Here is a 25,616-nt window from a genome sequence, read left to right on the forward strand (position 1 = left end):
GCTTTTCAGCCTGCCTGGGGAGAGGTCAGTAGACGTTGACGCTGTAGACGCCCAGCGCTTCCGGGACGGGCTGGAAGAAGGTGGTGCCGCCGGAGGAGCAGTTGCCGCTGCCGCCGGAGGTGAGGCCGAGGGCCACCTCGCCGGCGAAGAGGGCGCCGCCGGAGTCGCCGCCTTCGGCGCAGACGTTGGTCTGGATCAGGCCGGTGACGGTGCCTTCGGCGTAGTTGACGGTGGCGTTGACGCCGGTGACGGTACCGCCGTGCAGGCCGGTGGTGCTGCCGCTGCGCTGGACCTGCTGGCCGACGCTGGCGTCACCCGCACTGGTGATCTCCTGGAACGAGCCGTTGTAGAGGTTGACGTTGCCGGGCGGCTCCGTCGTACCGGCCGGGTACTTGACCAGGGCGTAGTCGTTGCCCGGGAAGCTGGAGCCCTGGACGGTGCCGACCGAGGTGCCGTGGCCGGAGTCGGCGAACCACTCGGCCGCGATGTTGCCGCAGTGGCCGGCGGTCAGGAAGTAGTACGACGACCCGTCGGTGACGTTGAAGCCGAGCGAGCAGCGGTACTGCCCGCCGTAGATGGCGTCGCCGCCGCTGAGCTTCTTGGTGAACTTGCCGGGCACCTTGGTCAGCGTGACCTGGCTGCCGAGGCTCTTGGTGACGGCCGTCAGGGCGTCGTACTTGGCGCCGGTGACGGTGTCGTCGTACGAGACGGTGACCTTGCCGTCGGAGCCGGTCGCCCAGGCGGTGCCGGGGATCGAGGCCTTGTCGGCGAGCGTGGACACGATGCTGTCGGCCGAAGCGATCGGCGTCGGTGCGGCGGAGGCCTGGGTGGCCAGCAGGGCGGTGGTGGCGGCGAGTCCGGCAGTGGCAACCACTGCGGCGACTCTGCGGACAGGACGAAGTGTCATGGTCAGCCTCCTCACGAGAAGGACGCATTCGGGGCGGACGCGTCCAGGTCGACCGAGGTAAGGCCTACCCACCGGCTCTGCGGGTACTCGAATCGGCGCACATCGTGAGGGCAATCCCTCATCCGGCCGAGCCGAAGCTATGACAGTACATAGTCCGGGAGTGATGACCGGGACAGCAGAACGCCCCCTGCTCCCGAAGGAACAGAGGGCGTTCGCGGAGGCGAGAGCTCAGTACACGCTCACGCCGTACCGGTTGAGGACCTCCACGACCGGCTGGAAGTACGTCGTACCGCCGCTGGAGCAGTTGCCGCTGCCACCGGAGGTCAGACCCAGAGCGGTGGTGCCGGAGAACAGCGAGCCGCCGGAGTCACCGCCCTCGGCGCAGACGTTCGTCCGGATCAGGCCGGTGACCGTGCCCTCGGCGTAGTTCACCGTGGCGTTCAGACCCGTGACCGAGCCGCTGCGCAGACCGGTGGTGCTGCCGCTGCGCCGGACGGACTGCCCGACCGTCGGGTTGGCCGCGCTGGTGATGTCCTGGTACGAGCCGTTGTACAGGTTCACGTTGCCGGGGTGGTTTGTGTACGACGTCGCGTAGCGGACGATGCCGTAGTCGTTGCCCGGGAAGCTGGTGCCGTACCGGGTGCCGAGCACGGTGGTCTGCGACGAGTTGGCGTACCAGGTGGTGCCCAGGTTGGTGCAGTGGCCGGCGGTCAGGAAGTAGTACGTGCTGCCACTGCGCACGTTGAAGCCGAGCGAGCAGCGGTAGCCGCCGGTGTAGATGGCGTCGCCGCCGCTGATCCGCTTGCTGAGGACGCCGGGCAGCTTCTCCAGGGTGACCTGGCTGCCGAAGCGCTTGGTGACGTTGGTGAGCGCGGCGAGCTTGCTGCCGCTCACGGTGTCGTCGTACGAGACGATGATCCGGCCCGACTTCTCGTCGGTCATCCAGGCGGTGCCGGGGATCGTCGCCTCCTTGCTCAAGGTGGCGGTGATGGTGCTCGCCGAGGCGATCGAGGCCTCGGGAGCCGCGCTGGCGGTGGCCAGCTGAACGGTGGTGGCGACCAGGCCGGCGGCTGCCAGCAGGGCCACGGTGCGGCGAATGCGCATGGTTGTGCCTCCTCACGATGAGGACGCCCGGGGCGGGAACGTCCTTGACTCAACCGTGATCTGTTCTACCGGAAACTGTCACAAAGTGCCCGGACGAACCCGGAGAGTAAGGGTTTCCCTTCGCGCGGAAACCGGTCGGTGCGGTGTAAAGGATTAACGGCCGATGTAGCTCAGGGTCCGCCGCAGCAGCTGCCGGTCCTGACCGAGCGCCGCGTGGTCGACGTCGACGGCCCAGCTCTCACCGTCCAGCCGGACGCTCATCACCCCGTTGTCGAACCACGGCCCGTACGCCGTACGCCAGCTCGCCGCGACGTCGTCCACCCCCGCCGACCGCGCCAGCTTGTGCAGCAGCGCGGTCATCCACCGGGTGTCGAGCAGCTTGTTGGCCAGCCGGACGTGCCGCGGGATCGGGTTCCGGAACGGCGACATCGTCAGTTGCCGGATCGCGGTCCCCGGGTGCTCGACCGCGTTCAGCCGGGCCTCGGTCACGTAGCTGCAGTGCACGTCGCCGGACAGCATCAGGATCGAGGCCGGCGGGTTCTCCTCCGAGACCAGCGCGGTCAGCAGGTCGGTCACGTCGTCGAACGACTTCCGGAACGACGCCCAGTGCTCCAGATCCATCCCTTGCCGGATCCGCTCACCGACCTTCGACCCACGCGCTCCCCAGGCACCGGACGAGATCGCCTCGTCCCAGCCCTCCAGGTGGTGCAGCCCCGGCGCCAGCAGGAACGGCAGCGTCGACGCGAGCAGCAGGTGATTGATCGGCGTCGTCGCCTCGATCGTGTGCCGCCGCACCCACTCCCACTCGTGCGCGTCGACCATCGCCCGCTCGCCCGGCTGCAGGTGCCGCGAGCAGCGCGAGTCGACCGCGACCAGCCGCACACCCCGGCCGAAGTCGCGGTAGAAGCTCCACCGCGTCGACGCCGGGTCCTCGTCGGCCTCCCAGGCAAAGGCATCCAGGTACGCCGTGCGCTCGTCGTCATCGCCCAGCGTCCGCATGGCCTGGTACGTCGAGTCCTCGGCCAGCTGCTCCGGCGACAGGTTGCCCAAGTGCTGATAGACCCAGTACGACGCGTAGGCGCCCACCACCCGGTCGTGCCACCACGGCTGCTCGGTCACCCAGCGCCGCCAGGTCAGCGACGTGTTCCAGTCGTCGCGCAGGTCGTGGTCGTCGAGCAGCATGCACAGCGGCACGGTCGAGAACAGCCAGCGCACCGCCGGGTGGATCCATGCGTCGTCGTACAGCCAGGTGTACTCCTCGAAGTTGCCGATCTCGTCCTGCACCTCCGAGCCGGGCCGTCCGCCGTGCGCCTCGCGCAGCTGTTCCAGTACGGCGTCCGACGGGTCGTCGGCGTACACCTGGTCGCCGAGCAGCAGGATCGCGTCCGGCCGCTCGTGGTCGGTCCCGGCCATCCGCTCGGCCAGTGCGACCAGTGCGTCCGGCCCAAAGTCCTTGAACCCCTGCTCGTCGAACGGCGCCGACCGCCGGCACGACCCGAACGTCAGCCGGAAGCCGCCGTCCGAGTCCGGCGTCCGGATCACGCTCGGCCCGTACGGCGAGTCCGCGAGCGGCCACACCCGCTCGCCGTCGCAGTGCACCTCGTACGGCGTACTGGCTCCCGGCTGCAGGTCCTCGATCAGGACCAGCGCGTAGTGGTGGCCGTGCACGGACCACGTGCTCGCCCGGTGGCCGAGGATCTCCACCTCACCCGGCCCGGTCGTCTCCACCCACACGGTCGCCCGCGTCTGGTCGACGTACCGCAGCAGCGGTCCCAGCTTCAGTTGCATCCCGAAAAGCTACTCCGGGGCGCAAATGCGTCAGTCGACGCGCAGCGAGTGCAGCACGAACGACGCGAGCTCGCGGTACGCCTCGGCGTCGTTCAGGCCGGTACGCCGGGCGATGTCGCCGCGCTGGATCGCCTGCATGATGTGCGCGACCATCTCCGCGGCGAAGCCGATGTCGACCTGCCGGAAGGTCTTGCTGGCGATGCCGTCCTCGATCAGCGTGCGGACCCGGTCGGCGGCGATCCGGGTGTTGCGCTCGTAGACCGAGCGGGCCGGCGCGAACGTCGCGACGTCGTCCAGGAAGGTCCGGCTGGCCGGGCGCAGCGCGTCGGCGACGGCGTTCAGGTACGCGGCGATCCGGCGGTCGTGCCGGGTCTGCCGGGCCACGGTCGCCTCGACCTGCGCGGTGGCGTTCTTGAAGTAGTGCTTGACCACCTCGACGGCGAGCTGTTCCTTGCTCGGCGCGAGCGCGTAGAGGGTGGTTTTGCTGCAGCGCAACTCGGCCGCGAGGTCGTCCAGGGTGAATCTGCTGAAGCCCTGCGTGAGAAACAGGGACAGGAGCCGGTCGAGCAGCTCGGACTGCCTGCGCGTGCGGCGTCCCGGGACGACTGTTGTCATATCGAGACAGCATAGAACGATACTCAGCTTGAGTCGACAGTATCAATACGAGTATCGTTCGAGTGAGCCGTTGAGAGGGGTGCCTGATGGCTGTCGACCGGTTGCTGCCGACCGAGGAATCCACCGACCTGCTGGCCTTGGTCCGAGACCTGTGCGAGCACGAGCTGGCGCCGTACGCGGCCCAGGCGGAGGAGTCCGAGACCTTCCCACGCGACGCCTTCCGGACGCTTGGCAAGGCTGGGCTGCTGGGGTTGCCGTACCCGGAGCAGTACGGCGGCGCCGAGCAGCCGTACGAGGTCTACCTGCAGATGCTCGAGGAGATCGCCGCTGCCTGGATGTCGGTCGGGGTCGGACTCTCGGTGCACACGATGACCAGCTACGCCATGGCGACGCTCGGCTCCGAGGAGCAGCGCGCGCGGTTCCTGCCGGACATGGTCGGCGGCGAGCTGCTCGGCGCGTACGCGCTGTCGGAGCCGCAGGCCGGGTCGGACATCAGCGGGATGACGACCAAGGCGGTCCGCGACGGCGACTGGTGGGTGCTGACCGGGACCAAGTCCTGGATCACCCACGGTTCGCACGCCGACTTCTACACGACCTTCGCCCGGACGTCAGCCGATCCGAAGCACGGGATCTCGGCCTTCCATGTCCCGGCGTCGTCCGCCGGGCTCAGCTTCGGGGCGCCCGAGCGGAAGATGGGGCTGACCGGGTCCACCACGACGCTGGTGAACTACGACCACGTCCAGGTCCCGGCCGACCACCTGATCGGCGCCGAGGGTGACGGGATGCGGATCGCGTTGTCCGCGCTCGACTCCGGCCGGCTCGGGATCGCGGCCTGCGCGGTCGGGCTCGCCCAGGCGGCGCTGGACTGCGCTGCGTCGTACGCGCTGGAGCGGAAGCAGTTCGGCTCGGCGATCGCGGACTTCCAGGGCATCCAGTTCCTGCTCGCGGACATGGCCGCGGCGGTCGAGTCCGCTCGTTCGACGTACCTGACGGCGGCGCGGCGGCGCGACCTCGGCCGGCCGTTCACGCAGCAGGCGGCGATCGCCAAGCTGATCTGCACCGACGCCGCGATGAAGGTGACCACCGATGCCGTCCAGGTGCTCGGTGGCTACGGTTACACCCGCGACTTCCCGGCCGAGCGCTACATGCGCGAGGCCAAGGTGACGCAGATCTTCGAAGGAACCAACCAGATCCAGCGCCTGGTGATCAGCCGCGACCTGCTCAGGAGTGTTCGATGAAGCTTGGCCCGTCCGACGTAGCCCTGGTCACCGGCGGAGGCTCCGGCCTCGGTGAGGCGACCGTACGACGACTGGCCGCGGCCGGTGTCGGCGTCGTGATCTGCGACCTCCCGTCGTCCGCCGGCAAGGCGATCGCCGAGGAGCTGGGGGAGCGCGTCGTCTTCGCCCCGACGGATGTTACCGACGAGGCCGCTGTGGTTTCGGTTCTGGATGCGGCGGCCTCTTTGGGTGACCTCCGCGTCGTCGTCACCTGCGCCGGCATCGCCACTCCCGGCCGCGTCGTCGGCCGCAAGGGTCCGTTGCCGTTGGCAACCTTCCGCCAGGTGATCGAGGTCAACCTGATCGGCACCTTCAACGTCCTCCGCCTCGCGGCCGAGCGCATGCTGGCGTTGGATCCTTGTGGAGACGGCGACCGCGGAGTCTTCGTCATGACCGCCTCCATCGCGGCGTACGACGGGCAGGTCGGCCAGGCGGCGTACGCGGCCAGCAAGGGCGGCATCGTCAGCCTCACCCTCACCGCCGCCCGCGACCTCGCCGACAAGGCGATCCGCGTCGTCACCATCGCCCCCGGCACCATGGAAACCCCCATGCTGGCAGGCCTCCCCGAGGAAACCCGCACCGTCCTCGAGCAGCAGGTCCCGCACCCGTCCCGCCTGGGCCGCCCCGACGAGTACGCCTCGCTGGTCGCCCACATCCTCGACAACCAACTCCTCAACGGCGAGGTCATCCGCCTGGACGGCGCTTTGCGGATGCCTCCGCGCTGAAGTAGCTCGACCACGCCTCGGTCGCCAAGATCTTTCTCTCGCAGGTGGGATCGGGGAACCAAGAAACCGGCTACGAACGGTAACGCCATCCTGCCCGAGGCGATACGTTCGGTAGAAGGTGGTCGGCCGGTGGGGGCCGGTGGCCGAGTTCGAGGGGGAGGCCTGTGGCGTCCGTGCCTGGACAAGGGGCATCTGGTCCAGCCGGAGACGCGGAACAGTTACTGAGCCAACTCGCACTCCGTTACGCCGCGACCGTTCATGCGGCAGTCGGGATTCTGTGCGGTGGTATCGGTTTGCTCAGCGCGCCGTCGCAGACACGCTGGTGGGCTGTTGCTCTCATCGGTCTGCTGACGATCTGGACCTGCTTCTACAGTTGGCGTCTCCTCCGTGGCTCCGCGGTCTGGCTGGTCGCGGCCGACGTCGCGGTGGTCTGTCTGGTCTGTTTCGCCGTCGGCATCACCGAGCGACCAGAGATCTTGGTGCTCGGTGCCGGATGGGTGATCAGCTGGGCGAGTTTTGTCTGCGTGTCGTACCAGTTGCACACCTCGCCCGTTGTCGGGTTCGCGGCGGTTGCGCTGATCGATCTGGCTCTCGCCGCCGGCCTCTGGAGCGCCGCATCGGAGTCGTGGCGCGGGTGGATCGTGAGCCTCAGCTGGCTTCTCATCTCCGCGGGGCTGGCGCGGTGGCTGTGGGTACTTGTGCATCGAGGAGGCGTTCAGGCCGACCTGGCCACAGAGGCGAGCGCGCGGCTGCGGCGAGAGCGCGAGGTTGGGCGGGCAGTCCGGACCGATGAGCAGCGCACCGTCCGAATGCTGCACGACACCGCGTCGACCACGTTGCTGATGATCGGCGCCGGGTACGTTCTGCCGACCGACGACTGGCTCCCTCAACAGGCCGCACGGGATCTGGCAGCTTTGTCACGGGTGCCGGAGTTGCAGCCGGCAACCGAAGAAGCTGATCTGTGCACGGCGCTGCAGGCGGTGGCGGGCCAGAGCGTAGTAGCCGTCAGTCTCGAGGCGCCCGCGCACCTTGTGCTCCCGGGCGATGTCGTCGCCGCGCTCGCCGGAGCGGTCCGGGAGGCGTTGGCCAACACACTGCGCCACTCGGGTGCGAGGGCAGTGGCCTGCGTCGTCGCCCGGCTCCCGAACGGGATCCAGATCGAGGTGATCGACCGGGGCACAGGATTCGACAGGACGACGGTTGGGGCAGCGCGACGCGGGGTCAGCCGATCCATCATCGATCCGGTGGCAGCGGTCGGTGGTTCGACGGCCATCGACTCCCAGCCGGGGCGAGGAACCGTCATCAGGCTCGTGTGGCTGTACGGTGCACGGTGCGAGCCGTCGGACACCACCAGCGCGGCAGGATGGCAGGCAGACTTGGCGGTCGCGACCAGTACACGCTTGCAGCGACGGCTCCGGCTCGCGACGGTGATCGTCGCCGCTGCGATCCTGTTCTTCCTCGCGCCCATGACCCTGTTGGGCAACCGATCCGAGTACCGGTCGATCGCGCCGCAGGCCGTCGCGTACGGACTTCTCTGTCTGGTCTTCGCCGTGAGTTGCGGATTCCTCATGATGAAGCGCGACTGGGGTCGTTGGCGGTGGGTGGCGCTGACCGTACTGGTCGGCGCCGGCCTGGTCAGCGCCGCCGGCATCGAGCCGACCCCGCACGCTCTGGCGAGCTACTGGTTCGTTGGCACCGCACCGTGGCTCGTTCTCCTGATCTTCGGCGAGCGACTGCGAGAGGTCGTCGTGATCCTGGTCGGGCATCATGTGGCCGCGATTCTGCGGATGCTGGTACTGCCGGTGGACGGCCTGGCGATTGGATATCTGCCTGGCATGGTCACCAGCGCCGGCTACGCGCTGGCGATCGCCGTCGCCACCTGGATGCTCGCCTCGTTGGCGGGGCAAGCCGCGCGCAGGCGTCGCGAGGACGAGGAGATCCGCATCTCCGACCAGCTCGCGCGACAGACCCACGAGAGTCGGCGGCAGCGGTACGTCGAGATCTCCACCACCGCCGGCCCGCTGCTCGAGGGACTGGCGAATCGGACGCTCGATCCGCAGGATCCCGCGGTAGGGCGGCGATGCGCGATCGAGGCCGCCCGGATGCGTCGGATCTTCGCTGAGTCCGACGAGGTCCCTGATCCGTTGCTGCACGAGCTTCGTGCCTGCGCCGACCTGGCCGATCGTCGCGGAGTGTTGGTGACGCTCGCGACCTCAGGGTCCTGGCCGGATCTTCCGAAGGCGGCCCGGCGGAATCTCACCGAGGCACCACTGATGGTCCTGGCGACCGCGGACAGTCAGGCCCGGGTCACGGTCGCCGGTACGGACGACGCCCTGTCGGTGAGCGTGGTCGCCGATTGCCCGGATCTCGAGTTACCACAACTGTCCGATCAGAAGGTGTGCCTGACGGCGATGCGTCGGGACGAAATGCTGTGGGTGGAGGCGCGATGGGACGCGAACGAGTGGTCGCGGTGATCGTCGAGGACCATCCGGCCACCACGGCCGGAGTCCGGCTGTGGTGCGCCGAGGCGAATCCACCGATCGACCTGATCGACCTGGGGAATCGCGTGAGCGAACTCTGGGTGGAACCGGCCCGCTCTGCCGATGTCGTGATCTTCGACCTCCATCTGGACGACCGTGGGCGTTCGCTGCCGGTCCCCGAGTACGAAGCACTCGGCAAGGTCGTTGACGCCGGACGGACCGTGATCGTCTACTCGTCCAGCTCACAACCTATGACGATCACCCGGTGCATGGACCTCGGTGTCTACACCTATCTGACGAAACACGAAGGGCCGGAGCACCTGGTGGAAGCGATCATGAAGGGGGCGGCTGACCTGCCGTACACCGCTCCGACGCTGGCCGGTGCGATTCAGGCGGACAACCGGGTGAAGCTCAGTACACAGGAGCGCGATGCGCTCCGCGCGTGGTTCCAGACCGGGTCCAAGCAGTTCGCCGCCGAACGGCTTGGTGTGTCGGTCCGAACCATCGAGACCTACATCGAACGAGCGCGGATCAAGTACGCCGCTCTCGGTCGGCCGGCGGGAAGCATGATGGCCCTGATCCGGCGCGCACTCGAGGACGAGGTGGTCACCGTCGAAGACCTCGCTGCCGAGTAGATCGCAGGACCAGGAGCGAAATGACGGTGTTTTCACGGACACCCCACAACGATTCTGCTCGCTAGCCTCCACAGCAGACGCGGACGACAGTTCGTCCGACCAAGTCCTGACCGTGGGGGGAAGGCACAACGATGACGCACGCGCGCAGGAAGGCGCTGGACGGGGACCGGCCACCGAGACCGGCCAAGATCGGACTGATGAGGCGGCTGGCCTTACGGCTCAACGGCCGGATCGATCGGCGACTGGGAGTGATACCGGCAGGCGAGCACACCGATGCCACCAGGCGCCGGCAGGAGCAGGCTCGCGACGGCGAACTGTCCGTCGAGCAATGGCGGATCAAGCGGTGTGAGGGGATCGACCGGAAGCTGGCGGAACTGGAAGCCGAGGTCGACGGGCGGTTGCAGCCGCCGCTCGACGTGCCGCCGGAGCACCCGTCCCCGCCGCAGGGGTTCCCGGGATCGGCGTGGACCGCTCGACGCGCAGGCGAGCGCGCCGCGGCGTGGGACGCGGCGGTGGCGCGAGACCGAGCGGCCGCCGTTCAGATCGCTGCGCTCAAGGCCGATCGGGAGACCGTGACCCAGTCGGCGCGAGCTGCAGCAGCGATGTGGCAGGTCTGGTTCAACGAGCAGGTCGCGATCTACGAACGGTCGCGGCAGCGGCGCCGGACGGAACCCGCTCGGGTACCGCCGGACTATCTGCGGGCGATGCTGTGCGAGATGCCACCCGACGTCGGTCCGGTTGCGACTGAGGGGGGACGATGAAGCGCAGGAGCAAGGACAGGGAACCGGAACCGGAGATCCTGACCGTCCACATCCCGAAAGCTGTTCCGATCCCCGACCTGCCCGACGCGGGCACGTTCCTGGACCTGGTCGAGCAGATGGCCCGGACCGACGCAGCCTCCGGCATGTACCGGGATGCGTTCCTCGCGTCCCACGGCCGGCAGTTGGTGGGCGAGGTACGGCTGACCGAGCAGCTCGCTCGGGCCCAACGAGACGTCGCGGCTCATCGGGCCGAGTCCCGAACGATCGCCCGCAAGCTGATTCGCGAACGGGTCGGAGATGCCCGTCGTGAGGAGCATGCCTCAGCGAACGGGAGAGACGAGCTGGACGAGGCCGAGCGGTCCGTCGCCGAACAGGGCGCCGTACTTCGCGGTGACGCTGTCGGCGTGGACGAGGGCAACTGGACGGATTCAACGGCTTTGACCCACCCAGGCAGTGTGCACGCTGCGCGATGGCGTGACCGGGGTGGCTCGGCGCTGTTCTATCTCGTGTTCGGCGGCGCGGAACTGTACTTCTCGTACCTGGCTCTCAAGCTGATCGGCGAGAACCTTCTGCACACGTGGATGATGGCTGTGGTCGTAGGTGCCGCAGTACTGTTCCTGCCGAAGTACGCAGGCCGTGAGGCTGCCTTCTTCCGGGCCACACGACAGCGACGTCACCTCGCGGTACTCGCCGGTCTGGTGGTCCTGCTCGGCGTGGTTCTGGTCGGTCTTGCCGATCTCCGGACGAAGTACGTCTTCGCGCCGACCACGACACCCGGCGGCAAGGTGACTCCGAAGCTGGCGACGACAGCAGGGCTCGACTCCGCACAGTTGATGATTCTCTGGCTCGCTGTGTCGATGGGAATCGCGGCGATAGTGCTGGTCTACTCGGCCCTGCGGACGAACCCGCACCGGGATGCCTACCGGCGAGCGCTGATTCGGCTCACGAAGGTCCGTGCACAGGTGGTCGAGCAGGAGGAGAAGCGCGCCGACGCGGTCAGCCAGTACGACGATCGGGTGACCGATGCGGCCGAGACCGACGCAATGTGGGCCCGCTTCGACGCGGGGCACTTCGAGCGGCTCGCGCCGGAGGCCATCGCGTCGTACCGGCAGCACCTCGCGCGGGCATTCGCCGATCCGGACATCACCACGGCACTCGAGGTCGGCCTGCCGAACCGGGATCCGGAAGATCTGTCCCTTCCGGCGAGCCGACCGTGATCCGGTTGCTCCGCTGGTCGATCACGCAACCGCGGACCGCGCCGAAGTGCCGCCACTGCAAGGCATCGCTGGCGACCTGCCGCGCCTGTGACGGCGAATGGCGGTCGGGGCCGTGCCAAGAGTGTGGTGTCGGCCTCCGGTGCGGCAAGCACCGTGCCTACTGGCACGCCTGATCATCGACTACTTCACTCACTGGAGACATTCATGCGTACGACATTTCGTACGGCGGTCGCCGGTCTGGCGGTCGCCGGACAGCTCCCGCTGCTCGCGTTCTGCGGGGCGCCCGATCCGCCGGGCATCGCGATCGTGGTGGGGCAGCACGCCAATGCGATCGTGCCCAGCCGGGTCCCTGAGATCGACAGCGCGATCGACGCGACCCGAAGTATCAAGGGCGCCAGGGTCATTGTGGTCCGGGCTGACGGCCAGCCCACCATCGCGTACGACGAGGAGCGGGCCGAGGGCAACGACAACACCATGGTCGCCGACCCGATCGCGACCGATCTCGAGCCCATCTTCGAACAGGGCAAGGCGCAGACGGCCGAGGTTGACCTGCTGGGTGCGATCGATGTCGCCGCCCGCGGGCTCAGCCGCAGCAAGGGACCGAAAAGTCTGTACATCGTCGATTCGGGGTTGCAGACGGCCGGTGCGCTCAAGTTCCAGACCGGCCTGCTGCAGGCGGATCCTGGCGAGGTGGCCGCCTACCTCCAACAGGTCAACACGTTGCCCGATCTACAGGGCATCACCGTCCACCTGGTGGGGATCGGCGCAGTGACTGCGCCGCAGCCGCCTCTGCCGGTCCCTGCTCGTCGACGGCTCGAAGCGATCTGGAAGGCCATCATCGAGGCCTCCGGTGCGCAACAGCCCGTGAATGTCGTGCCGGCGGCGCTGCAGCCTCGGACAACCAAGGTCGCGATGCCTACGGTAACGGTGGTACCCGTCGTGGCTCCGCCGCCGCCACAGCCGTGTCAGCTCAGAGCCGACACGTTGGGGTTCGAACCCGACCGAGCCGACCTGATCGATCAGGCCGCCGCCGTCGCCGTACTGCGGACCTGCCTGGCCAAGCTTGGGGCGGCGCGGCGGATCGAGGTGATCGGAACCACCAGTTCGGCAGGCACCGAGGAAGGCCGAGCCCAACTGTCACAGCAACGCGCCGAAGTGATCCGCGATTTGCTGGTGCGCCTTGGGATCGCCCCGGCCCGCCTCACCGCGCGCGGGATCGGGAACAACTGCCGTCCGCCGTGCGTCGTCGACCGGCACGACGGTGTTCTCGATCCCGTCCTGGCCGTCAAGAACCGGCTCGTCATCATCCGCGCAGGCTGATCCGAACCAACCGAAGGAGAAAGACCATGCCCGGCTACAACCCGAACTGCAACAACTGCTTCAAGTGCTCGACCTGCAACGGCGATGGAACGGTTCAGGTGCCCAAGTCGGGCAAGGGGGAGTCCGGCAAACCCGAGTTCTGGTACGAGCGCGCGACCTGCTCGAGCTGTCGGGGCGTCGGCGGCAGAGTCGGCTCCGGAAAGCACGACCACCGTTAGACACCGGCACGACGGCGCCCTCACTCGGTCACGGGGGCGCCGTCGTCCGTCCAACCGATCACGTCCTCAGGAGGCGGAGTCATGACGAAGCACGAGCCATCCTTCGATTCGTCGGAACTGACTCGGTACGCGGCCCAGATCGCGGAGCGGCGATCGTCGACGCCGCAGTCGACGGTGACCACCCGAACAGAGGAGACCTTCACTGTCAGGAAATGGCTGCGCTCACAGGAAGAGGTACGGATCACGACGACCGTCGATCCGGCAGGAGGCTGGATGCTGCTGGTCGATCCGGACGAAGGCACAGTCGACTTCGTCGGCCGAGGGCCGCAGGATGCGGTCACTGTCGGTTTCGAGGCGGGCCGGTTGATGCTCCTGACGATCGAGGGCGCACTGATGTGCTGCCGGTACTCGGTCCACTTCCGGAAGCCGTTGCTCACTGAGGGGTTCGTAGCCCACACCCTGACCGACCGGCGAGTGGCGTCCGCCCAGGACCTCGTGGACTTCGACGTACTGAACCGGGCGGAGTACGAAGACATCCACGGCTATTACGGCTCGCGTCCGGGGTGGCGGCGGGAGATCGGTGACCAGCGCGGCGCGCAGGTGGCCCACCCCGGCGCCGAAGTTCTGGGCGCTCTGCGGAACTTTGACGAAGGCTCCCGTTACGTTTCCGAGCTCACCATCAACTACTGATCACGAGACAACGACACAGGGGGTCGCATGGAGCGAGAACTGGGGTTGCCGGAGGGGTTCGAGCAGAAGGCACGAAGACTCCACGAGGCCTGGACCGCCGCGGCCGTGGCCGGTGCAGACGTAGTGGGTGACATGCCGGAGCCAGGACCGATCGCCTTGCGCGCCCGGTTCTGGGCGTTGCGTCAAGTGAGTCTGCCGACCGACCGGCCCGAGTCCTTCCGCACCGGCTGGGACGACTGGTGGAACGAGTTGATGCTCGAGTCACGCGGGGACACAGCACTCATCAGCAACGATCTGGCCATCGCTGCGGAGGCCTACGAGGAGCTGGCACGGATCGGCCGGATCCGTACGACGCACCCTGTGGTGTTGATCCAGGCTTTGATCGGGCTGGCTGACGTTGCGCGCCATCACGACGACACCGAAACCGCCGCAAAGATCTACGACGAGGCCTACGCCCTCGCCGTCACCACGGGAAGCACCTTCGGCCGGGTCCGCGTGCTCGTGCCGAAGGGGCATCTCCTGCGGCGGGCCGGCGCCGCGGAGGAGATGCTGACCGCCTTCGTCGAATGCGAACGAGAGGCACGGGTCCTCGGTGACCGCATCTACATCGCCAACGCCCTTGTGGGCCGCGGGGAGGCGCTCGGCCTCCTCGGTCAGCACGACGAAGCGGTCAAGGTCCTCTCGGAGGCGGTCGAGAATTTTCAGCAGCTCGGATCCTCGGTCGGGGTGGCCTCGGCAGCGATCCGGTTGGCCGACGTACTGCGGATGGCGGACCGCAAGGACGAAGCGATGCCGGTCCTCCAACTGGTCATCGACCTGGAGGACGGTCCGGTGGTCGAGGCGATCGACGCTGCGGACGTCCTGGCCGAGCTGTACAACCGGCGGGGGGAGTACGCGGCGGCCCGCCGTACCAGCTCGGCTGCGATCGAGCGGGCGCGAGAGCACGGATACCCGCGGTCCGTCGCGCACCTGCAGATGACGTTGGGACATTGTGAGCGGCTGTCCGGAAGCCCCGGCGAAGCCGCAGAACTGTTCGCGGCTGCGCTCGACTACTTCCAGCGGCGTGCGGACGACCTTGCGATGAGCGCCTACTGCCTTGGGGACCTCGCGTTGTGTGCCGAGGACGCCGGCGACCTCAGCGCAGCTGTTGACCTGAGGTTGCGGTCGATCACTTCCATCGAGCAGATGCGTGCTCGTCAGACCCGGCCGCGGTTCCAGGCGGAGTACCGGCAACGGTTCGGCCGGGTGTACCGAGGTGCGCTGCGCACCGCGGTGGTGGCCCAGGACCCTGCCGCGTTCGTCGCTGTCTTCGAAGGCCTCTGGGGTCGTCGGCTGGCCGGACTGACCGGGAAGGATCTCAAAACCGGAAGCGACCCGGTCGTGATCGCTCAGCTGCTCGCTCGTGCCGAGCGCAACCGATGGCGTCGTACTGCGGATCAGGAACTCGACCCGGCCGAGCGATTTCGGCGGGTCCTCGGCGGCGCGGCACTGGCCGGAGCACTGCCGGAGATGTTCGACGACTCGATCGGTGCGGAACTGGCCGCTGCCTACTCGCCGTTCGATCCCACCGAGGCACAGGGGCTGCTCACTCGGATCCCGGATGATGTCGCTGCTCTGCTGCTGGCCCCCGTACCCGAACAGCGCGGTGAAATCGCCTGGCTCGCCAGAACTCCGCAGGGCGAGATCACCCTCGGGACAGCCTTCCTGCCGGCGGTCGCCAACGATCTCCTCGATGTCGCCGTGAGCCGTGGCATGAAGAATCAGGTGGTTGCGGACGTTGCGCCGTTCGCCGCGCTGGTTCCGTCGTCGATCTCCGAACTGCCGGTCGGGACCAGGCTGCAACTGGTGCCTTTGGAGGATCTCTGGGCCCTGCCGTGGTCCGCGGTCCCTGCAGGGCACGGGATGCTGCTGGGGGAGCAGTTCGCCGTTCTCACCGCTCCCTCTCTCACGGTCGCGGACGTTGTTCGTTCGCGCAGTCAGGGAGCGGATCCGAAGAATCTCGAGATCCGTACCTGGATCGGCCCGGAGGTGAACTACCACAGGCTTGCGGGTCTCCGAGGGACAGCGACCGCGGTCGCTGGTCCCGAAGAAGCGCTGCGCGAGATTGTCGCCACCACTGTCGATGCCGTGGTCGTCGTCGCACACGGCCGACCGGCTGCGGCGCTCGGACACTATCTCGAGCTCGGCGAGGAGGTCCTGCTCACGCCTGCAGATCTGTTCACCGCGGCCACGCCGCGACGGTTGGGGCTGATCGCCTGCTGGGGTGCGCAGGTGCCGGGCGGTGGAACCGGGGACCCGTTGACCTTCGCCACCCTGGCGCTGACGAGATCGAGCGACGTCGTGGTGGCCAGGGTCAGCGAACTGGGCGACGACGCCGTCTCGAGCGCCTTTGTCGACAGCTTTCTGTACAGGGCCATGAGCCTCGATTGGCCGGAGGCGCTCCGTCGAACGACCGCAGAGAGAAGGAGCGACATCTTGTACCAGTGGGCAACGCTCACCATTCTCGGCTCATGGTGAAGTTCAGACCGGCCAAGGCGTCTCGTCCGCTGGGTTACGAGACGACCGATCCCGGTGGCTACGAATGGACGTTGAAGGCGTACGCGATGCTGGTCGACGGCACCTTGAAAGCCACGGTTAGCAATGTGGACGACGTTCTCGTCGCCGTGATCGAGGGAACGTGTCCACGGTGCGGTGATCACTTCTCCGAGTCTCGTGTTCTCGAGGCGCCGTTGGGCACGGCAGGAACACTCGGACCGGGTGGCGGCGTCGTCGACCAGTACGAGGTCCTGAACGTCTCGTGCGGCTGCACCGCCACGCATCCCGGCGGGCCAGCAGGATCGGCCGGGTGCGGCGTCTACTTCCGAATCGATGCACTCCGTCCACAGTCCGGCGGGGCAGATGGCTGACCCGGCGCCGTATCGCAAGCCTCCGGCACCACCAACGCAAGCAAGCGTCAGCGATGCCGAACACTGGAACGACGTCGTCGACAGATCGATCGACGAGGTTCGGACGTCAGCCGGCAAATGGCGCGACGGACTGGCTGCCGTCGTCGCCGTCATCACCGGCGCCCTCGTCATCGGAGGCCCAACCGCTCTGAAGGATCTGACGCCGGCGTTTCGGTGGTTGGTCGGTGGTTTCCTTGGGGTCGGGTACGCCGCAACCTGCGTCGGACTGCTGCTCGCGCTCCGAGCAGCAGCAGGCGCACCGCGGGTCGCTGAGTACCGCGAGGTCATCCACACCTTCCTGAACGTGCGAGCCGCCCAGGTCGCTGCCGCGAAGCATGATGCGGGACTCATCACTGCGGCCAGACGGTTCGTGTACGCCGCTGTCGTTCTGATCTGGGCGGGTCTGGTGCTCTGGTGGGCCGCTCCGTCTGCGGTGAAACAACCGCCTGCCTACCTGAAGGTCGAACTTGCCGTAGGCACGGCCTGCGGCAAACTGCTGAGCGGCGACCAGCAGATGGTGATCCTTCAGGTCGACGGCGAACGTGAAGCGCGACGAGTCCCGTTGTCCGAGGTTCGGAACCTGCGCATCGTCCCCTCGTGTGGTTGAGCCGGGGCGGCCCTGTGAGGATGCCGCTGGGGTATAGCTGGTCGGGGGCCGGGGAGCAAGAGCTTTCCGGTCTGGACCGAAAATGGTTGGTGCCTTTCGGGCTGTTCCGAACAGGGCTGCCGCCGGTCGGTCTCCGGGCGGCACTGTCGAGGTGTTCGGAGTTCGACCCTCACGAAAGGCAGAGCCCATGAATCTTCGCAAGCTGGTGTTCGGCGCCCTGGCCGGTGGCGCGCTCGCGGTCGGCGGCCTCGCCGTACCGGCCGCGCAGGCGGTCCAGGCCCCGGTGGCCTCGACCACGGCGTCCGTCGTGGCCGACAACTGGGAGTACGTCGGAGACTTCTTCTGGCAGTCCGACTGCCACGCGGCCGGCGCGGCGGGGACCAAGTGGAGCAAGTACAAGTGCATCGACGGCTCCGCGTTCCCCGGTGACGACTACGAGCTCTGGGTCGTCTACAAGTAGTCCGAACCCGCCCGGGCTCACCCCGACCGACCGCCAGACGGTCCGGGGTGAGCCCGACGGCTTTAAGAACCCAGCAATGTCCGGCCGGTCGGCTGGAGGGTGTGGGTGACGGCGGTGCCCGTACGCCGGGTGCTGATCAGGCCGGCGTCCTTCAGGATGCGCGCATGCTCGCTGGCCGTCGCAGGCGAGACGCCGGTCCGGGCGGCCAGCTCGGTCGTCGAGCAGCCGCCACGTGCGATGGCGTGCAGCACGTTGGCGCGGGTCCGCCCCAGCAGGCTGCCGAGCGCCTGGGGTCCTGCCGGGCCGGTCTCGGCCACGACTTCGGTCAGCGGCTGATGATCCACCGGGTACACCAGCACCGGCGGGCGGCTCGGGTCCCGCAGTGTGATCGGGTGCCGCCAGCAGAAGTACGACGGCACCAGCCGCAGTCCGCGCCCGTCGAGGTGCAGATCCCGTACGGCGGAGTGCCCGTCGTCGACCAGCAGCGTGGGCGACTCCCAGGTCAACCCGCGGTACTTCTCGGTGATCCCGCGCAGCCCTTCGGTGAGAACCGTCCGCGACCGTACGGCGAGGTCGTGCTCGACCTGCCGCCGAATCGCCACCCAGTGCGGCGCGACAGCAGTCCGGAAGTACGACCCCATCACCCGCGCCAACCGCGCCGGCCCGTCGGACCGCAGCAGCCCATCCGCCCACCGCGGAGCACTCGCAAGCTGGTCCAGATCGTCCCGAACCCGCCCCCGATCAGTCCGCGCAACCGCCGCCAGCCCGGCTTGAAGCCCCTGGCCGCCCTCCCAAGGCGTCAAAAAGTCCGGCGAATACCCCTGCGGCGGCGTCAGCTCCAGCAACTTCCGCACCTGGTCGTCAAGCCCAGCCCGAATCCGCCGCCGCCAAGCCCCGAACACCTGCGCCCCGTCCTCGGTCTGCGCCTGGTGCAGGCTCAGCAACAACTCCCACAACGGATCAGGCCCCGGCGCAAACGTCAGCCGAGCCAGGTCGTCAGTGGTGAAGTGCACCCGCAATGTCAAAGCCGCTCCCCAGGTCGTGAACACCCCAGCCGCCCCTCAGGCCGCCGCGGTCCTTCCCAGCGCGACCACACCCTGTCAACACCCGGTCACCATTCGCTAACCCCCAGCAGCGTCTCACCCCACCGGTTCACCCCACCGCGGTTGGGTGAGGAGGCCTTCTCGCCGAGACTGCCCTGTGGACAACCCCGTCAGCGGTGTCGAAACCTCGTACCTTCCCTGGCGACAACAACTTGGGAAGGCGGGTGTCAGACAAAGATGTACTACAATCTGTCCATGGCTGAGGTGCCGATCAGAGAGCTGAACCAGGAAACGGCCAAGGTGCTGGCGCGGGTGAAGCGCGGCGAGGAGGTCGACATCACCGAGCGCGGCGTGGTCGTCGCCCGGCTGGTGCCGGCCGAGCCATCGCCGATCGGCCGCCTGCTGGCCACCGGCAACCTGCGACCACCCCGGGCCACCGGCCCGCTGCCGCACCCCAAGGGCGACGTACGGACCACTCAGCAGTCAGGCGAGCTGCTCGAGCACCTGCGCGACGAGGAACGCCACTGATGATCTACCTCGACACAGCCGCCCTGGTGAAGCTGGTACGCCGAGAGGTCGCCTCGGATGCACTGGTCGACTGGCTGAACGCCCACCAGGATCGACTTCTGGTGTCGTCGGCCCTGGCCGAGGTCGAGCTGCCCCGCGCTCTCCGCCGCACCGAGCCGGACCTGCTCGCCGCCGTACCGGCGGTGCTGGCGCGCATCGCGGTGTACGAGATCGACGACCTGGTAAGAACCACGGCCGCGGCCTACACCGACGGCCTGATCCGCACCCTGGACGCAATCCACCTCGCAACCGCAGACGCCGTCCTCGGTGACGACCTGACCGCATTCATCACCTACGACCACCGCCTCCTGTCAGCCGCCAAGACCCTGTGCCTCCCCACCAAATCCCCAGGCGAGGACTGACGCGCCGTTGCTCCGAGCATCCCCAGAGCCAGCTCCGCTCCCGGCCCCCAGGGCCAAGCCCCAGCGAGCCCCACCCACCGGCGCCCCATCGCCTCACCACCTGGCCACGGCGACTCCGCCACACCGCCACCGGCGGCCGCGGCATCAGCCACCGCGGACTCAGCAGGCCGCACACCCGCCGATCGCCTCGACGGCCTCACCGCCCGGCTATGGCGGGGCCACCACGCCACCAGCCGCCACAGGCCTACCCGGCCGCGCGACCGAATGGCGGCGGCGTCACCACCTGACCACGGCGACTCGTCCACGCCACTACCCGGCCGCCGCAGCACCAGCCACCGCGGACGCCAGCCAACCGCAGCACCTGCCGATGCCCTCGACCACCTCACACCCGGCCGCTCGGCCCGCCGTCCCAGGCGACTCCTCGACCTCACTACCCGGCCGCCGCGGTGTCAGCCACCACGGACCTGTCCGGCCGCATCGCAGGCGACCCCCGGCCCTGCGAATGCCCCACTCTGGGTGGTCTCAGCCGAACGCGTCGGGTAGGGGTAGTTCGAGGGCTCCGGATCGACGACTGGCCGTGGGCGGCGGGCCCCGGCCCCACGGCCACCGGGAGTCCGGCGCCGAGCGAACAGGTCGACGACCCCGGCCTGCGAACCCTAATCTCCACGCTGAATCTCAGGGCTTTCGGAGCGGCGGTTGTCCGAAGACCAACTCGTACAGGCCGCTGTTGTAGGTGGTTTGTTGGTGGGGGCCGGCGAGGAGGGGCTGGACGACCGCGGGGGTGAGGCGGCGGTGGGTGGTGCTGTCGTCGGTGCCGTTGAAGTGGCAGCCGGCGTAGCGGACGAGGACTTCCTGCTCGCGGTTTCCGGCGCGGATCTTGAGGACGATCAGTTCGCGGCCGAGGATGTCGAGGCAGCTGAGGTCTTCGGGGCCGAAGCCTTCGGGGGCGGCGAGGATGGCTGCGGACAGAGCGGCTGCGGCGGGGCCGTGGAGCGCTGAGCTGGCGATCAGCGGGGCTCGGCGGTGCGGCCGGTTCCTGCTGATGGCGTACCGGCAGACGACGATCGAGTCGACGGTGCCGAGCGAGGCAAGGCCGCCGGAGTTCGCTGGGCGATCCTTCGGTTGATGGCGGCGCGCGGCGGCTGGGGAGGCGGCGATCGGGTGGTGGTCCGGCGGTACGGCGAGTGGATGGTACGGCGGGCAGCCATACGTGTCGGTGCCGTCGATGAGCCGGGCGGAGTCCAGGATCCTTTGGCGTAAGGCGTTGTCGTCGCTCAGGACGGTGAGGTAGACGCCGTCGACGACCCGGGTCTCCTCGGTCCAGCCGTGGTCTTCGGGTTGGACTCCTGGTTCCCGCGGGCCGGCGATGTGCGACGGGATCGGCCGGCCGCGTTTCCTGCGGTCTGCGTCGAACCACAAGTACGGCGCGCGGTACGGCAGGGGCGGGAGCGGGTCGCGGCAGCCGATGGCGCGGATGGCGCCGGGCCGACCGACGTACGGCGGGCGGAGTTCTTTGACCAGGCAGGGCGGGCTGTTGGTCGTGCCGTAGCGCCAGTTGTCGGGGACCTGGACCTCGACGGTTTGGTACGACTCCCAGCGCCAGCCGGTCATCTGTGGATCATCGCACGGGTGGTGGAGTGCCGATCAGGAGTTGGTCGAGGGCCGGGTGGGACTCGTTGAGTTGGTGGACGCCGAGGAAGAGCTGGCGGGCGGTGTCGGGGGTTAGCTGGCGCAGGGTTGTGCTGTCGTCGGTGCCGTTGTGGCGGCAGCCGTCGTAGCGGTAGAGGACGTCTTGGGAGTGATTGGCGCCCTGGACGCGGAGGATGAGGAGGTCGTGGGTGGGTTCGGGCTCGGGTGCGCAGCGTCGGGGACCGGACAGCGTTGGGCCGGTGCCGAGTGGTGCGGCGAGCAGGTCGCGGACCAGGTGGTTGGCGGCGGTGCCGCTCAGGCGGGAGCTGGCCTGGAGGCGGGCGTACCGGATGTCCTCGGGGCTGCCGGTGGGAGCGATTGGGAGGCCTTGAATGGAGTAGCGGCAGATGCTGACGCCGGTGATCTCGCCGACTGACTTGAGGCCGCCGTTCGCCGCTGGGCGGGCGAGCTGACGGTCGACCTGAGGAGCGCATCCGTAGCTGTCGACGGCATTGACGACGGCAGCTGTTTCGAAGATTTGCTGACGCAGTACGTCGTCGCCTGCGGTCACGGTGATCAGCTGGTCGCCGAGCTTCCGGGTCTCGCGAACCCAGCCGTCAGCCAGCTGTACGACGCCCGGCCGTTCGCCGTCGAAGACCACGGACGGTGCGACCTGTTGGGCGGGCTTGGGGGTCGGGCAGAGCTTGAGAGCCAGTCCTCGGTCTCCACCCGGCCGAAAAACCGTTGCCTCGGGCACCCAATCGTCCTCGGTGCAGTCCGGCGGGCCGACCCAGAGGGACTGCGCCCAGCTGTCCGGCACTTGCAGTTGGACGTCGGCGTACGTCTCCCATCGCCAACCAGGCTTGGCCGGAGCCGTCCCGCCGCCTGGCGGGACCGAGGCCGTGCCGCCGCCTGGCGGGACCGAGGCCGTGCCGGCACCCGGTGGGATGGAGGCCGTGCCGCCGCCCGGTGGGGTCGAGGCCATGCCGGTGGGAGTCGCGCCGGGAGGCGCCGTCGTACCGGCCGAATCAGCCTGGCTCGTCAGTGTGTTCGCCCCGAGGACCACCGCGCCGATCGCACCACCGGCCAGCAGCACCGCGCCAACCCGACGGCCGATCATCGGCCGGTCAGGTCGTGGATGATCGGCATGGTCGGGAACTTGGCGTACAACACCTTGCTGAGCGGGACCATCGTGTCCGTGGTGAGCCGCCGCAGTGTCGTGCCGTCGTCCGTGCCGTTCGACCGGCAGGTGGCGTAGCGGACGATGACGGACTGTTCGCCCTTCTCGCCGTACGCCGTCACCAGCAGATCGTCCCGGTCCTGCGGGTGCTCACAGTTGGACGACCTCATGACCGGTCCGACACCAGGCGGCGCCGCACGCAGCGCGTCGCCCAGTCGACGGGCGGTATCGCCCGAGATCTGGAGGCCGGCCCGGAACTCACTGGGCTCGCGCGGCAGCTGGTAGCTGTAGGCACACACCCGGATCGACTTCACCTCACCGATCGCGGCCAGTCCCGGCCCCGTGGGCCGCTGGTTGTCACCCAGTACGGCGGGACGCGCGACGCTGCAGCCGTTCGGATCCGTGGCGCCCATCCGCTCCGCCGAGTCCAGGATCCGCCGCCGCAGCGCGGCGTCGTTGCTGAACACGCTCAAGGGAACACCGTCGACGACCCGCACCTCCGACGCCCACCCGTGGTCGAACCGCGTGATCCCGGACTTGGCCCCGAACTCGTCGAACCACAGATGCGGAACCCGCTCGGCCGGCACCGGCACCGGCGGACAGCCGATCGTGATCTCCGGCCCGCGCCACGGCCGCCCGACCAGCGGCGTCCTGTTGGCGCCGTTCGGACCCGACCGATCCCCGCAGGACCAGATGCCCGAGTAGACGGTGTCCTCCCACCGCTCGGGCACCTGCACCTTCACGGTCCCGTACGACTCCCACCGCCACCCAGGCGCCGCCGCCGGCCCGACGACGGGAGGCGTCGATGCCTCAGCCCCGCCACCCGGATCCGCGCCGCCACCCTTGCCCGCCCCGCCACCGGGATCCGCGCCGCCGGCTTTGCCCGTCCCGCCATCAGTGCCCGCGCCAGCACTCGCACCCACGCCAGCACCCGCGTCGCCCCCAGTTCTGGGCCGCTGATCATCACCCGACCCATTCCCACCCACCGCCAGCACAGCACCCCCGACCACCAGCACGCCAACCCCGACCACAGCAGCGCCCACAGCAACGATTCTCTTCATCTCAAGTCCTCACAGGACGGGCCCGGGCGGGCCGATCAGCAGTTGGGTCATCACATTGGTGTGGCCGCGGGGCTCGTGGGCGCCGACGAAGATCACCTTGGCCGTCGCGGATGTTGCCTGGCGCAACGTCGTGCCGTCGTCGGTCCCGTTGTACTTGCACCCGTCGTACCGGTACAGCACGTCCTGATCGTGCTCGCTTCCGTCGACCCGCAGGACGACGACCTCGCCGCCGGGATCGGCGCCGCAGAGGCGCGAGTCCGTCACCGTCGGCCCGGTCCCGACCGGCGCGGCGACCAGGTCACGCACGAAACGCTCGGCAACGACACCGGTGAGCTGGGAACTCGCCTCCATGCCAAGAGCCCTCGGCGGGTACGGCGTACCGTCCGAACGGTAGATCGGCGCGCCACCCGCGTAGCGACACACGCTGACCGACCGCACGTCGCCGACCGAGCTGAGTCCGCCCAGGGCAGGCGGTCGCAGGAGCTCGTCCCGCGCCAAGGGCGACGCCGGATCGCAGCCGTAGCCGTCGACGGACGTGACGACCCCGGCGGTGCTGAAGATCCTGGCCCGCAACCCGTCGTCGGCAGCAGTCACCGTGATCAGCTGCCCGCCGATCAGCCGGGTCTCCTTGGTCCACCCGTCAGCGAAGCGAACGGTCTCGGGCCGGTCGCCCGCGAACATCACCGACGGCGCCACGTGCCGCGTCACCCGGCCCTCCGTCGGACACTCGGGATCCCCGAAGGTGGCGAGTGCGCCCGGCCTGCGGACGACCGGCTTCTGCTCGGTCCAGTCCGCGCCGCAGAACTTCACCCCGGCGTACAGGTCCTGCGCCCAGCCGTCCGGAACCTGGAGCTGGACGTTTCGGTGCGCTTCCCACCGCCAGCCGGGCGGCACGGTCTGCGAGTCGGCCTGGACTCCGACCGCCGGCTCGCCGTCGCCGAGCACGACCTTCCCGCCGACCCCCAACGCCGTGACCGCGACCACGGCCAGCACGACAGCTCCGATCGCCTTCATCACAGCACCGGTCCAGGGGTTCCGACGAGGAGCTGGTAGAGGACGTTGCCGTAGTCGACGGGCTCATGGGCTCCGGCGAAGATCACCTTGGCTGTCGCGGTCGTTGCCTGGCGCAACGTCGTGCCGTCGTCGGTGCCGTTGTGCTTGCACCCGGCGTACCGGTAGACGACGTCCTGGTCGTGCGCCGACCCGTTCACCCGCAGGACGACGACCTCGCCGCCGGGATCGTCGAAACAGGCGCGCCGGTCGGTCACCGTCGGGCCGGTCCCGAATGGTGCCGCGACCAGGTCGCGGACGAGGCGGCCGGCGACGTCGCCGGTCAGCCGGGAGCTGACCTGCATCGCGAGGTCGTACGGCTTGCCTCCGTGGTGAACGCCGGTGTCCCGCGCCAAGTGGTAATAGCAGACGCTGACCGACTCGACGTCGCCGACCGTCGTGAGCCCGCCGTCCGCCGGCGGTCGCAGGATCTCGTTCCGCGCGATCGGCGACCGCGGGTCGCAACCGTTGCCATCGGCATCGGTAATCACGGTGGCGGTGCCGAAGATCCTGGCCCGCAGGGCGTCGTCCGCGCTGGTCACCGTGATCAGTTGCCCGCCGAGCCGACGGGTCTCCTTGGTCCACCCGTCGTCGTACCGGACCACTCCGGGCCGGTCACCGGCGAAGGCGAGCGACGGCGCGACGTGCCGTTCCTTCGGCCTCGGCGTCGGGCAGGTGATCAGTCTCTTGGGCTCGCCTCCGCCGGGGCGCAGCACGACCGGCTTCAGCTCCACCCCGTCCAGGCCGCAGTTCGTCTTCCGCCCAGCCCCCAATGACTGCTCCCAGTCGGCCGGTACCTGGACCTGGACGTTCCGGTGGGCCTCCCACCGCCAGCCAGGCTGCAACGGCACGGCCCGCGGCTCCGCCTTGACCCCGACCGCGGTCTCGTCCTGGCCGAGCACGACCTTCCCACCGATTCCCAACGCCGCGACCGCGACGGCCGCGAGTGCGATCACCACGGACCTGCGCATCGTG

General features: G+C 68.7%; 24 protein-coding genes. 14 read left to right on the plus strand and 10 right to left on the minus strand.

What is annotated here, in order from left to right; translation table 11 throughout:
- Positions 1-25: 25 nt before the first annotated feature.
- The 4 genes from ACYVIO_RS11950 to ACYVIO_RS11965 form a co-directional block, all read right to left on the minus strand.
- Complete coding sequence (locus ACYVIO_RS11950) at positions 26-907, minus strand: S1 family peptidase (RefSeq protein WP_460650760.1); 882 nt, start codon at positions 905-907, stop codon at positions 26-28.
- A gap of 228 nt (positions 908-1,135) precedes the next feature.
- On the minus strand, positions 1,136-2,011 hold the full coding sequence (locus ACYVIO_RS11955; protein WP_460650761.1) for a S1 family peptidase: 876 nt from the start codon (positions 2,009-2,011) through the stop codon (positions 1,136-1,138).
- Positions 2,012-2,164: 153 nt separating this feature from the next.
- The gene (locus tag ACYVIO_RS11960; RefSeq protein WP_460650762.1) at positions 2,165-3,799 is read right to left on the minus strand and encodes a DUF7800 domain-containing protein; all 1,635 of its coding nucleotides are present in this window, start codon (positions 3,797-3,799) and stop codon (positions 2,165-2,167) included.
- Positions 3,800-3,829: 30 nt separating this feature from the next.
- Positions 3,830-4,414 carry a TetR/AcrR family transcriptional regulator gene (locus tag ACYVIO_RS11965; protein WP_460650763.1) on the minus strand — a complete coding sequence of 195 codons (585 nt, stop codon included), beginning with the start codon at positions 4,412-4,414 and terminating at the stop codon, positions 3,830-3,832.
- Positions 4,415-4,500: 86 nt separating this feature from the next.
- Between ACYVIO_RS11965 and ACYVIO_RS11970 the strand changes: the two genes are divergently transcribed.
- From ACYVIO_RS11970 to ACYVIO_RS12025, 12 genes are all read left to right on the plus strand, one after another.
- Positions 4,501-5,652: an acyl-CoA dehydrogenase family protein gene (locus ACYVIO_RS11970; RefSeq protein WP_460650764.1), complete on the plus strand. Its 1,152-nt coding sequence runs from the start codon at positions 4,501-4,503 to the stop codon at positions 5,650-5,652.
- Entirely contained in the window at positions 5,649-6,416 is a 768-nt protein-coding gene (locus tag ACYVIO_RS11975; protein WP_460650765.1) for an SDR family NAD(P)-dependent oxidoreductase, read from the plus strand. The genes ACYVIO_RS11970 and ACYVIO_RS11975 overlap by 4 nt, the downstream gene beginning before the upstream one ends.
- Before the next feature lie 293 nt (positions 6,417-6,709).
- On the plus strand, positions 6,710-8,890 hold the full coding sequence (locus tag ACYVIO_RS11980) for a sensor histidine kinase (protein ID WP_460650766.1): 2,181 nt from the start codon (positions 6,710-6,712) through the stop codon (positions 8,888-8,890).
- On the plus strand, positions 8,863-9,531 hold the full coding sequence (locus ACYVIO_RS11985; RefSeq protein ID WP_460650767.1) for a response regulator: 669 nt from the start codon (positions 8,863-8,865) through the stop codon (positions 9,529-9,531). The genes ACYVIO_RS11980 and ACYVIO_RS11985 overlap by 28 nt, the downstream gene beginning before the upstream one ends.
- Before the next feature lie 197 nt (positions 9,532-9,728).
- A complete protein-coding gene (locus tag ACYVIO_RS11990; RefSeq protein ID WP_460650768.1) occupies positions 9,729-10,292 on the plus strand; it encodes a hypothetical protein in 564 nt (187 codons plus the stop codon).
- Positions 10,289-11,509 (plus strand): hypothetical protein, encoded by a 1,221-nt coding sequence (locus ACYVIO_RS11995; protein ID WP_460650769.1) that lies wholly within the window; start codon positions 10,289-10,291, stop codon positions 11,507-11,509. Before ACYVIO_RS11990 ends, ACYVIO_RS11995 begins: the two co-directional genes overlap by 4 nt.
- Before the next feature lie 126 nt (positions 11,510-11,635).
- Positions 11,636-12,829, plus strand: coding sequence for an OmpA family protein (locus tag ACYVIO_RS12000; RefSeq protein ID WP_460650770.1), 1,194 nt, complete (start codon positions 11,636-11,638; stop codon positions 12,827-12,829).
- Between the two features lie 299 nt (positions 12,830-13,128).
- Positions 13,129-13,737 (plus strand): hypothetical protein, encoded by a 609-nt coding sequence (locus ACYVIO_RS12005; RefSeq protein ID WP_460650771.1) that lies wholly within the window; start codon positions 13,129-13,131, stop codon positions 13,735-13,737.
- Between the two features lie 27 nt (positions 13,738-13,764).
- Positions 13,765-16,254: a tetratricopeptide repeat protein gene (locus ACYVIO_RS12010; RefSeq protein WP_460650772.1), complete on the plus strand. Its 2,490-nt coding sequence runs from the start codon at positions 13,765-13,767 to the stop codon at positions 16,252-16,254.
- A complete protein-coding gene (locus tag ACYVIO_RS12015) occupies positions 16,248-16,643 on the plus strand; it encodes a hypothetical protein (RefSeq protein WP_460650773.1) in 396 nt (131 codons plus the stop codon). The genes ACYVIO_RS12010 and ACYVIO_RS12015 overlap by 7 nt, the downstream gene beginning before the upstream one ends.
- Positions 16,636-17,289 (plus strand): hypothetical protein, encoded by a 654-nt coding sequence (locus ACYVIO_RS12020; protein ID WP_460650774.1) that lies wholly within the window; start codon positions 16,636-16,638, stop codon positions 17,287-17,289. The genes ACYVIO_RS12015 and ACYVIO_RS12020 overlap by 8 nt, the downstream gene beginning before the upstream one ends.
- 187 nt (positions 17,290-17,476) lie before the next feature.
- Entirely contained in the window at positions 17,477-17,749 is a 273-nt protein-coding gene (locus ACYVIO_RS12025; RefSeq protein ID WP_460650775.1) for a hypothetical protein, read from the plus strand.
- A gap of 62 nt (positions 17,750-17,811) precedes the next feature.
- Here the strand turns inward: ACYVIO_RS12025 and ACYVIO_RS12030 are convergent, their stop codons facing one another.
- A complete protein-coding gene (locus tag ACYVIO_RS12030) occupies positions 17,812-18,774 on the minus strand; it encodes an ArsR/SmtB family transcription factor (RefSeq protein ID WP_460650776.1) in 963 nt (320 codons plus the stop codon).
- Positions 18,775-19,047: 273 nt separating this feature from the next.
- Between ACYVIO_RS12030 and ACYVIO_RS12035 the strand changes: the two genes are divergently transcribed.
- Both ACYVIO_RS12035 and ACYVIO_RS12040 read left to right on the plus strand, forming a co-directional pair.
- Entirely contained in the window at positions 19,048-19,320 is a 273-nt protein-coding gene (locus tag ACYVIO_RS12035; RefSeq protein ID WP_460650777.1) for a type II toxin-antitoxin system Phd/YefM family antitoxin, read from the plus strand.
- Complete coding sequence (locus ACYVIO_RS12040) at positions 19,320-19,721, plus strand: type II toxin-antitoxin system VapC family toxin (RefSeq protein WP_460650778.1); 402 nt, start codon at positions 19,320-19,322, stop codon at positions 19,719-19,721. The genes ACYVIO_RS12035 and ACYVIO_RS12040 overlap by 1 nt, the downstream gene beginning before the upstream one ends.
- A 675-nt stretch (positions 19,722-20,396) precedes the next feature.
- On the opposite strand, the gene ACYVIO_RS12045 is transcribed toward ACYVIO_RS12040, so the two are convergent.
- Genes ACYVIO_RS12045 through ACYVIO_RS12065 form a run of 5 tightly spaced genes read right to left on the minus strand, consistent with a single transcriptional unit; the run spans position 20,397 to position 25,612 of the window.
- On the minus strand, positions 20,397-21,332 hold the full coding sequence (locus ACYVIO_RS12045) for a hypothetical protein (RefSeq protein WP_460650779.1): 936 nt from the start codon (positions 21,330-21,332) through the stop codon (positions 20,397-20,399).
- Between the two features lie 7 nt (positions 21,333-21,339).
- Positions 21,340-22,470, minus strand: coding sequence for a hypothetical protein (locus ACYVIO_RS12050; RefSeq protein WP_460650780.1), 1,131 nt, complete (start codon positions 22,468-22,470; stop codon positions 21,340-21,342).
- Complete coding sequence (locus tag ACYVIO_RS12055) at positions 22,467-23,591, minus strand: hypothetical protein (protein WP_460650781.1); 1,125 nt, start codon at positions 23,589-23,591, stop codon at positions 22,467-22,469. The genes ACYVIO_RS12050 and ACYVIO_RS12055 overlap by 4 nt, the downstream gene beginning before the upstream one ends.
- Positions 23,592-23,600: 9 nt before the next feature.
- A complete protein-coding gene (locus ACYVIO_RS12060) occupies positions 23,601-24,605 on the minus strand; it encodes a hypothetical protein (RefSeq protein WP_460650782.1) in 1,005 nt (334 codons plus the stop codon).
- Entirely contained in the window at positions 24,605-25,612 is a 1,008-nt protein-coding gene (locus ACYVIO_RS12065) for a hypothetical protein (protein ID WP_460650783.1), read from the minus strand. The genes ACYVIO_RS12060 and ACYVIO_RS12065 overlap by 1 nt, the downstream gene beginning before the upstream one ends.
- Positions 25,613-25,616 lie beyond the last annotated feature (4 nt).

The organism is Kribbella endophytica (genome assembly GCF_054781295.1).

Excerpts from the sequence above, each read along its gene's own strand:
- ACYVIO_RS11950 (WP_460650760.1), bottom strand. The coding sequence starts at position 907 with ATGACACTTCGTCCTGTCCGCAGAGTCGCCGCAGTGGTTGCCACTGCC.
- ACYVIO_RS11955 (WP_460650761.1), bottom strand. The coding sequence starts at position 2,011 with ATGCGCATTCGCCGCACCGTGGCCCTGCTGGCAGCCGCCGGCCTGGTC.
- ACYVIO_RS11960 (WP_460650762.1), bottom strand. The coding sequence starts at position 3,799 with ATGCAACTGAAGCTGGGACCGCTGCTGCGGTACGTCGACCAGACGCGG.
- ACYVIO_RS11965 (WP_460650763.1), bottom strand. The coding sequence starts at position 4,414 with ATGACAACAGTCGTCCCGGGACGCCGCACGCGCAGGCAGTCCGAGCTG.
- ACYVIO_RS11970 (WP_460650764.1), top strand. The coding sequence starts at position 4,501 with ATGGCTGTCGACCGGTTGCTGCCGACCGAGGAATCCACCGACCTGCTG.
- ACYVIO_RS11975 (WP_460650765.1), top strand. The coding sequence starts at position 5,649 with ATGAAGCTTGGCCCGTCCGACGTAGCCCTGGTCACCGGCGGAGGCTCC.
- ACYVIO_RS11985 (WP_460650767.1), top strand. The coding sequence starts at position 8,863 with ATGGGACGCGAACGAGTGGTCGCGGTGATCGTCGAGGACCATCCGGCC.
- ACYVIO_RS11990 (WP_460650768.1), top strand. The coding sequence starts at position 9,729 with ATGAGGCGGCTGGCCTTACGGCTCAACGGCCGGATCGATCGGCGACTG.
- ACYVIO_RS11995 (WP_460650769.1), top strand. The coding sequence starts at position 10,289 with ATGAAGCGCAGGAGCAAGGACAGGGAACCGGAACCGGAGATCCTGACC.
- ACYVIO_RS12005 (WP_460650771.1), top strand. The coding sequence starts at position 13,129 with ATGACGAAGCACGAGCCATCCTTCGATTCGTCGGAACTGACTCGGTAC.
- ACYVIO_RS12010 (WP_460650772.1), top strand. The coding sequence starts at position 13,765 with ATGGAGCGAGAACTGGGGTTGCCGGAGGGGTTCGAGCAGAAGGCACGA.
- ACYVIO_RS12015 (WP_460650773.1), top strand. The coding sequence starts at position 16,248 with ATGGTGAAGTTCAGACCGGCCAAGGCGTCTCGTCCGCTGGGTTACGAG.
- ACYVIO_RS12020 (WP_460650774.1), top strand. The coding sequence starts at position 16,636 with ATGGCTGACCCGGCGCCGTATCGCAAGCCTCCGGCACCACCAACGCAA.
- ACYVIO_RS12025 (WP_460650775.1), top strand. The coding sequence starts at position 17,477 with ATGAATCTTCGCAAGCTGGTGTTCGGCGCCCTGGCCGGTGGCGCGCTC.
- ACYVIO_RS12035 (WP_460650777.1), top strand. The coding sequence starts at position 19,048 with ATGGCTGAGGTGCCGATCAGAGAGCTGAACCAGGAAACGGCCAAGGTG.
- ACYVIO_RS12040 (WP_460650778.1), top strand. The coding sequence starts at position 19,320 with ATGATCTACCTCGACACAGCCGCCCTGGTGAAGCTGGTACGCCGAGAG.
- ACYVIO_RS12045 (WP_460650779.1), bottom strand. The coding sequence starts at position 21,332 with ATGACCGGCTGGCGCTGGGAGTCGTACCAAACCGTCGAGGTCCAGGTC.
- ACYVIO_RS12050 (WP_460650780.1), bottom strand. The coding sequence starts at position 22,470 with ATGATCGGCCGTCGGGTTGGCGCGGTGCTGCTGGCCGGTGGTGCGATC.
- ACYVIO_RS12055 (WP_460650781.1), bottom strand. The coding sequence starts at position 23,591 with ATGAAGAGAATCGTTGCTGTGGGCGCTGCTGTGGTCGGGGTTGGCGTG.
- ACYVIO_RS12060 (WP_460650782.1), bottom strand. The coding sequence starts at position 24,605 with ATGAAGGCGATCGGAGCTGTCGTGCTGGCCGTGGTCGCGGTCACGGCG.
- ACYVIO_RS12065 (WP_460650783.1), bottom strand. The coding sequence starts at position 25,612 with ATGCGCAGGTCCGTGGTGATCGCACTCGCGGCCGTCGCGGTCGCGGCG.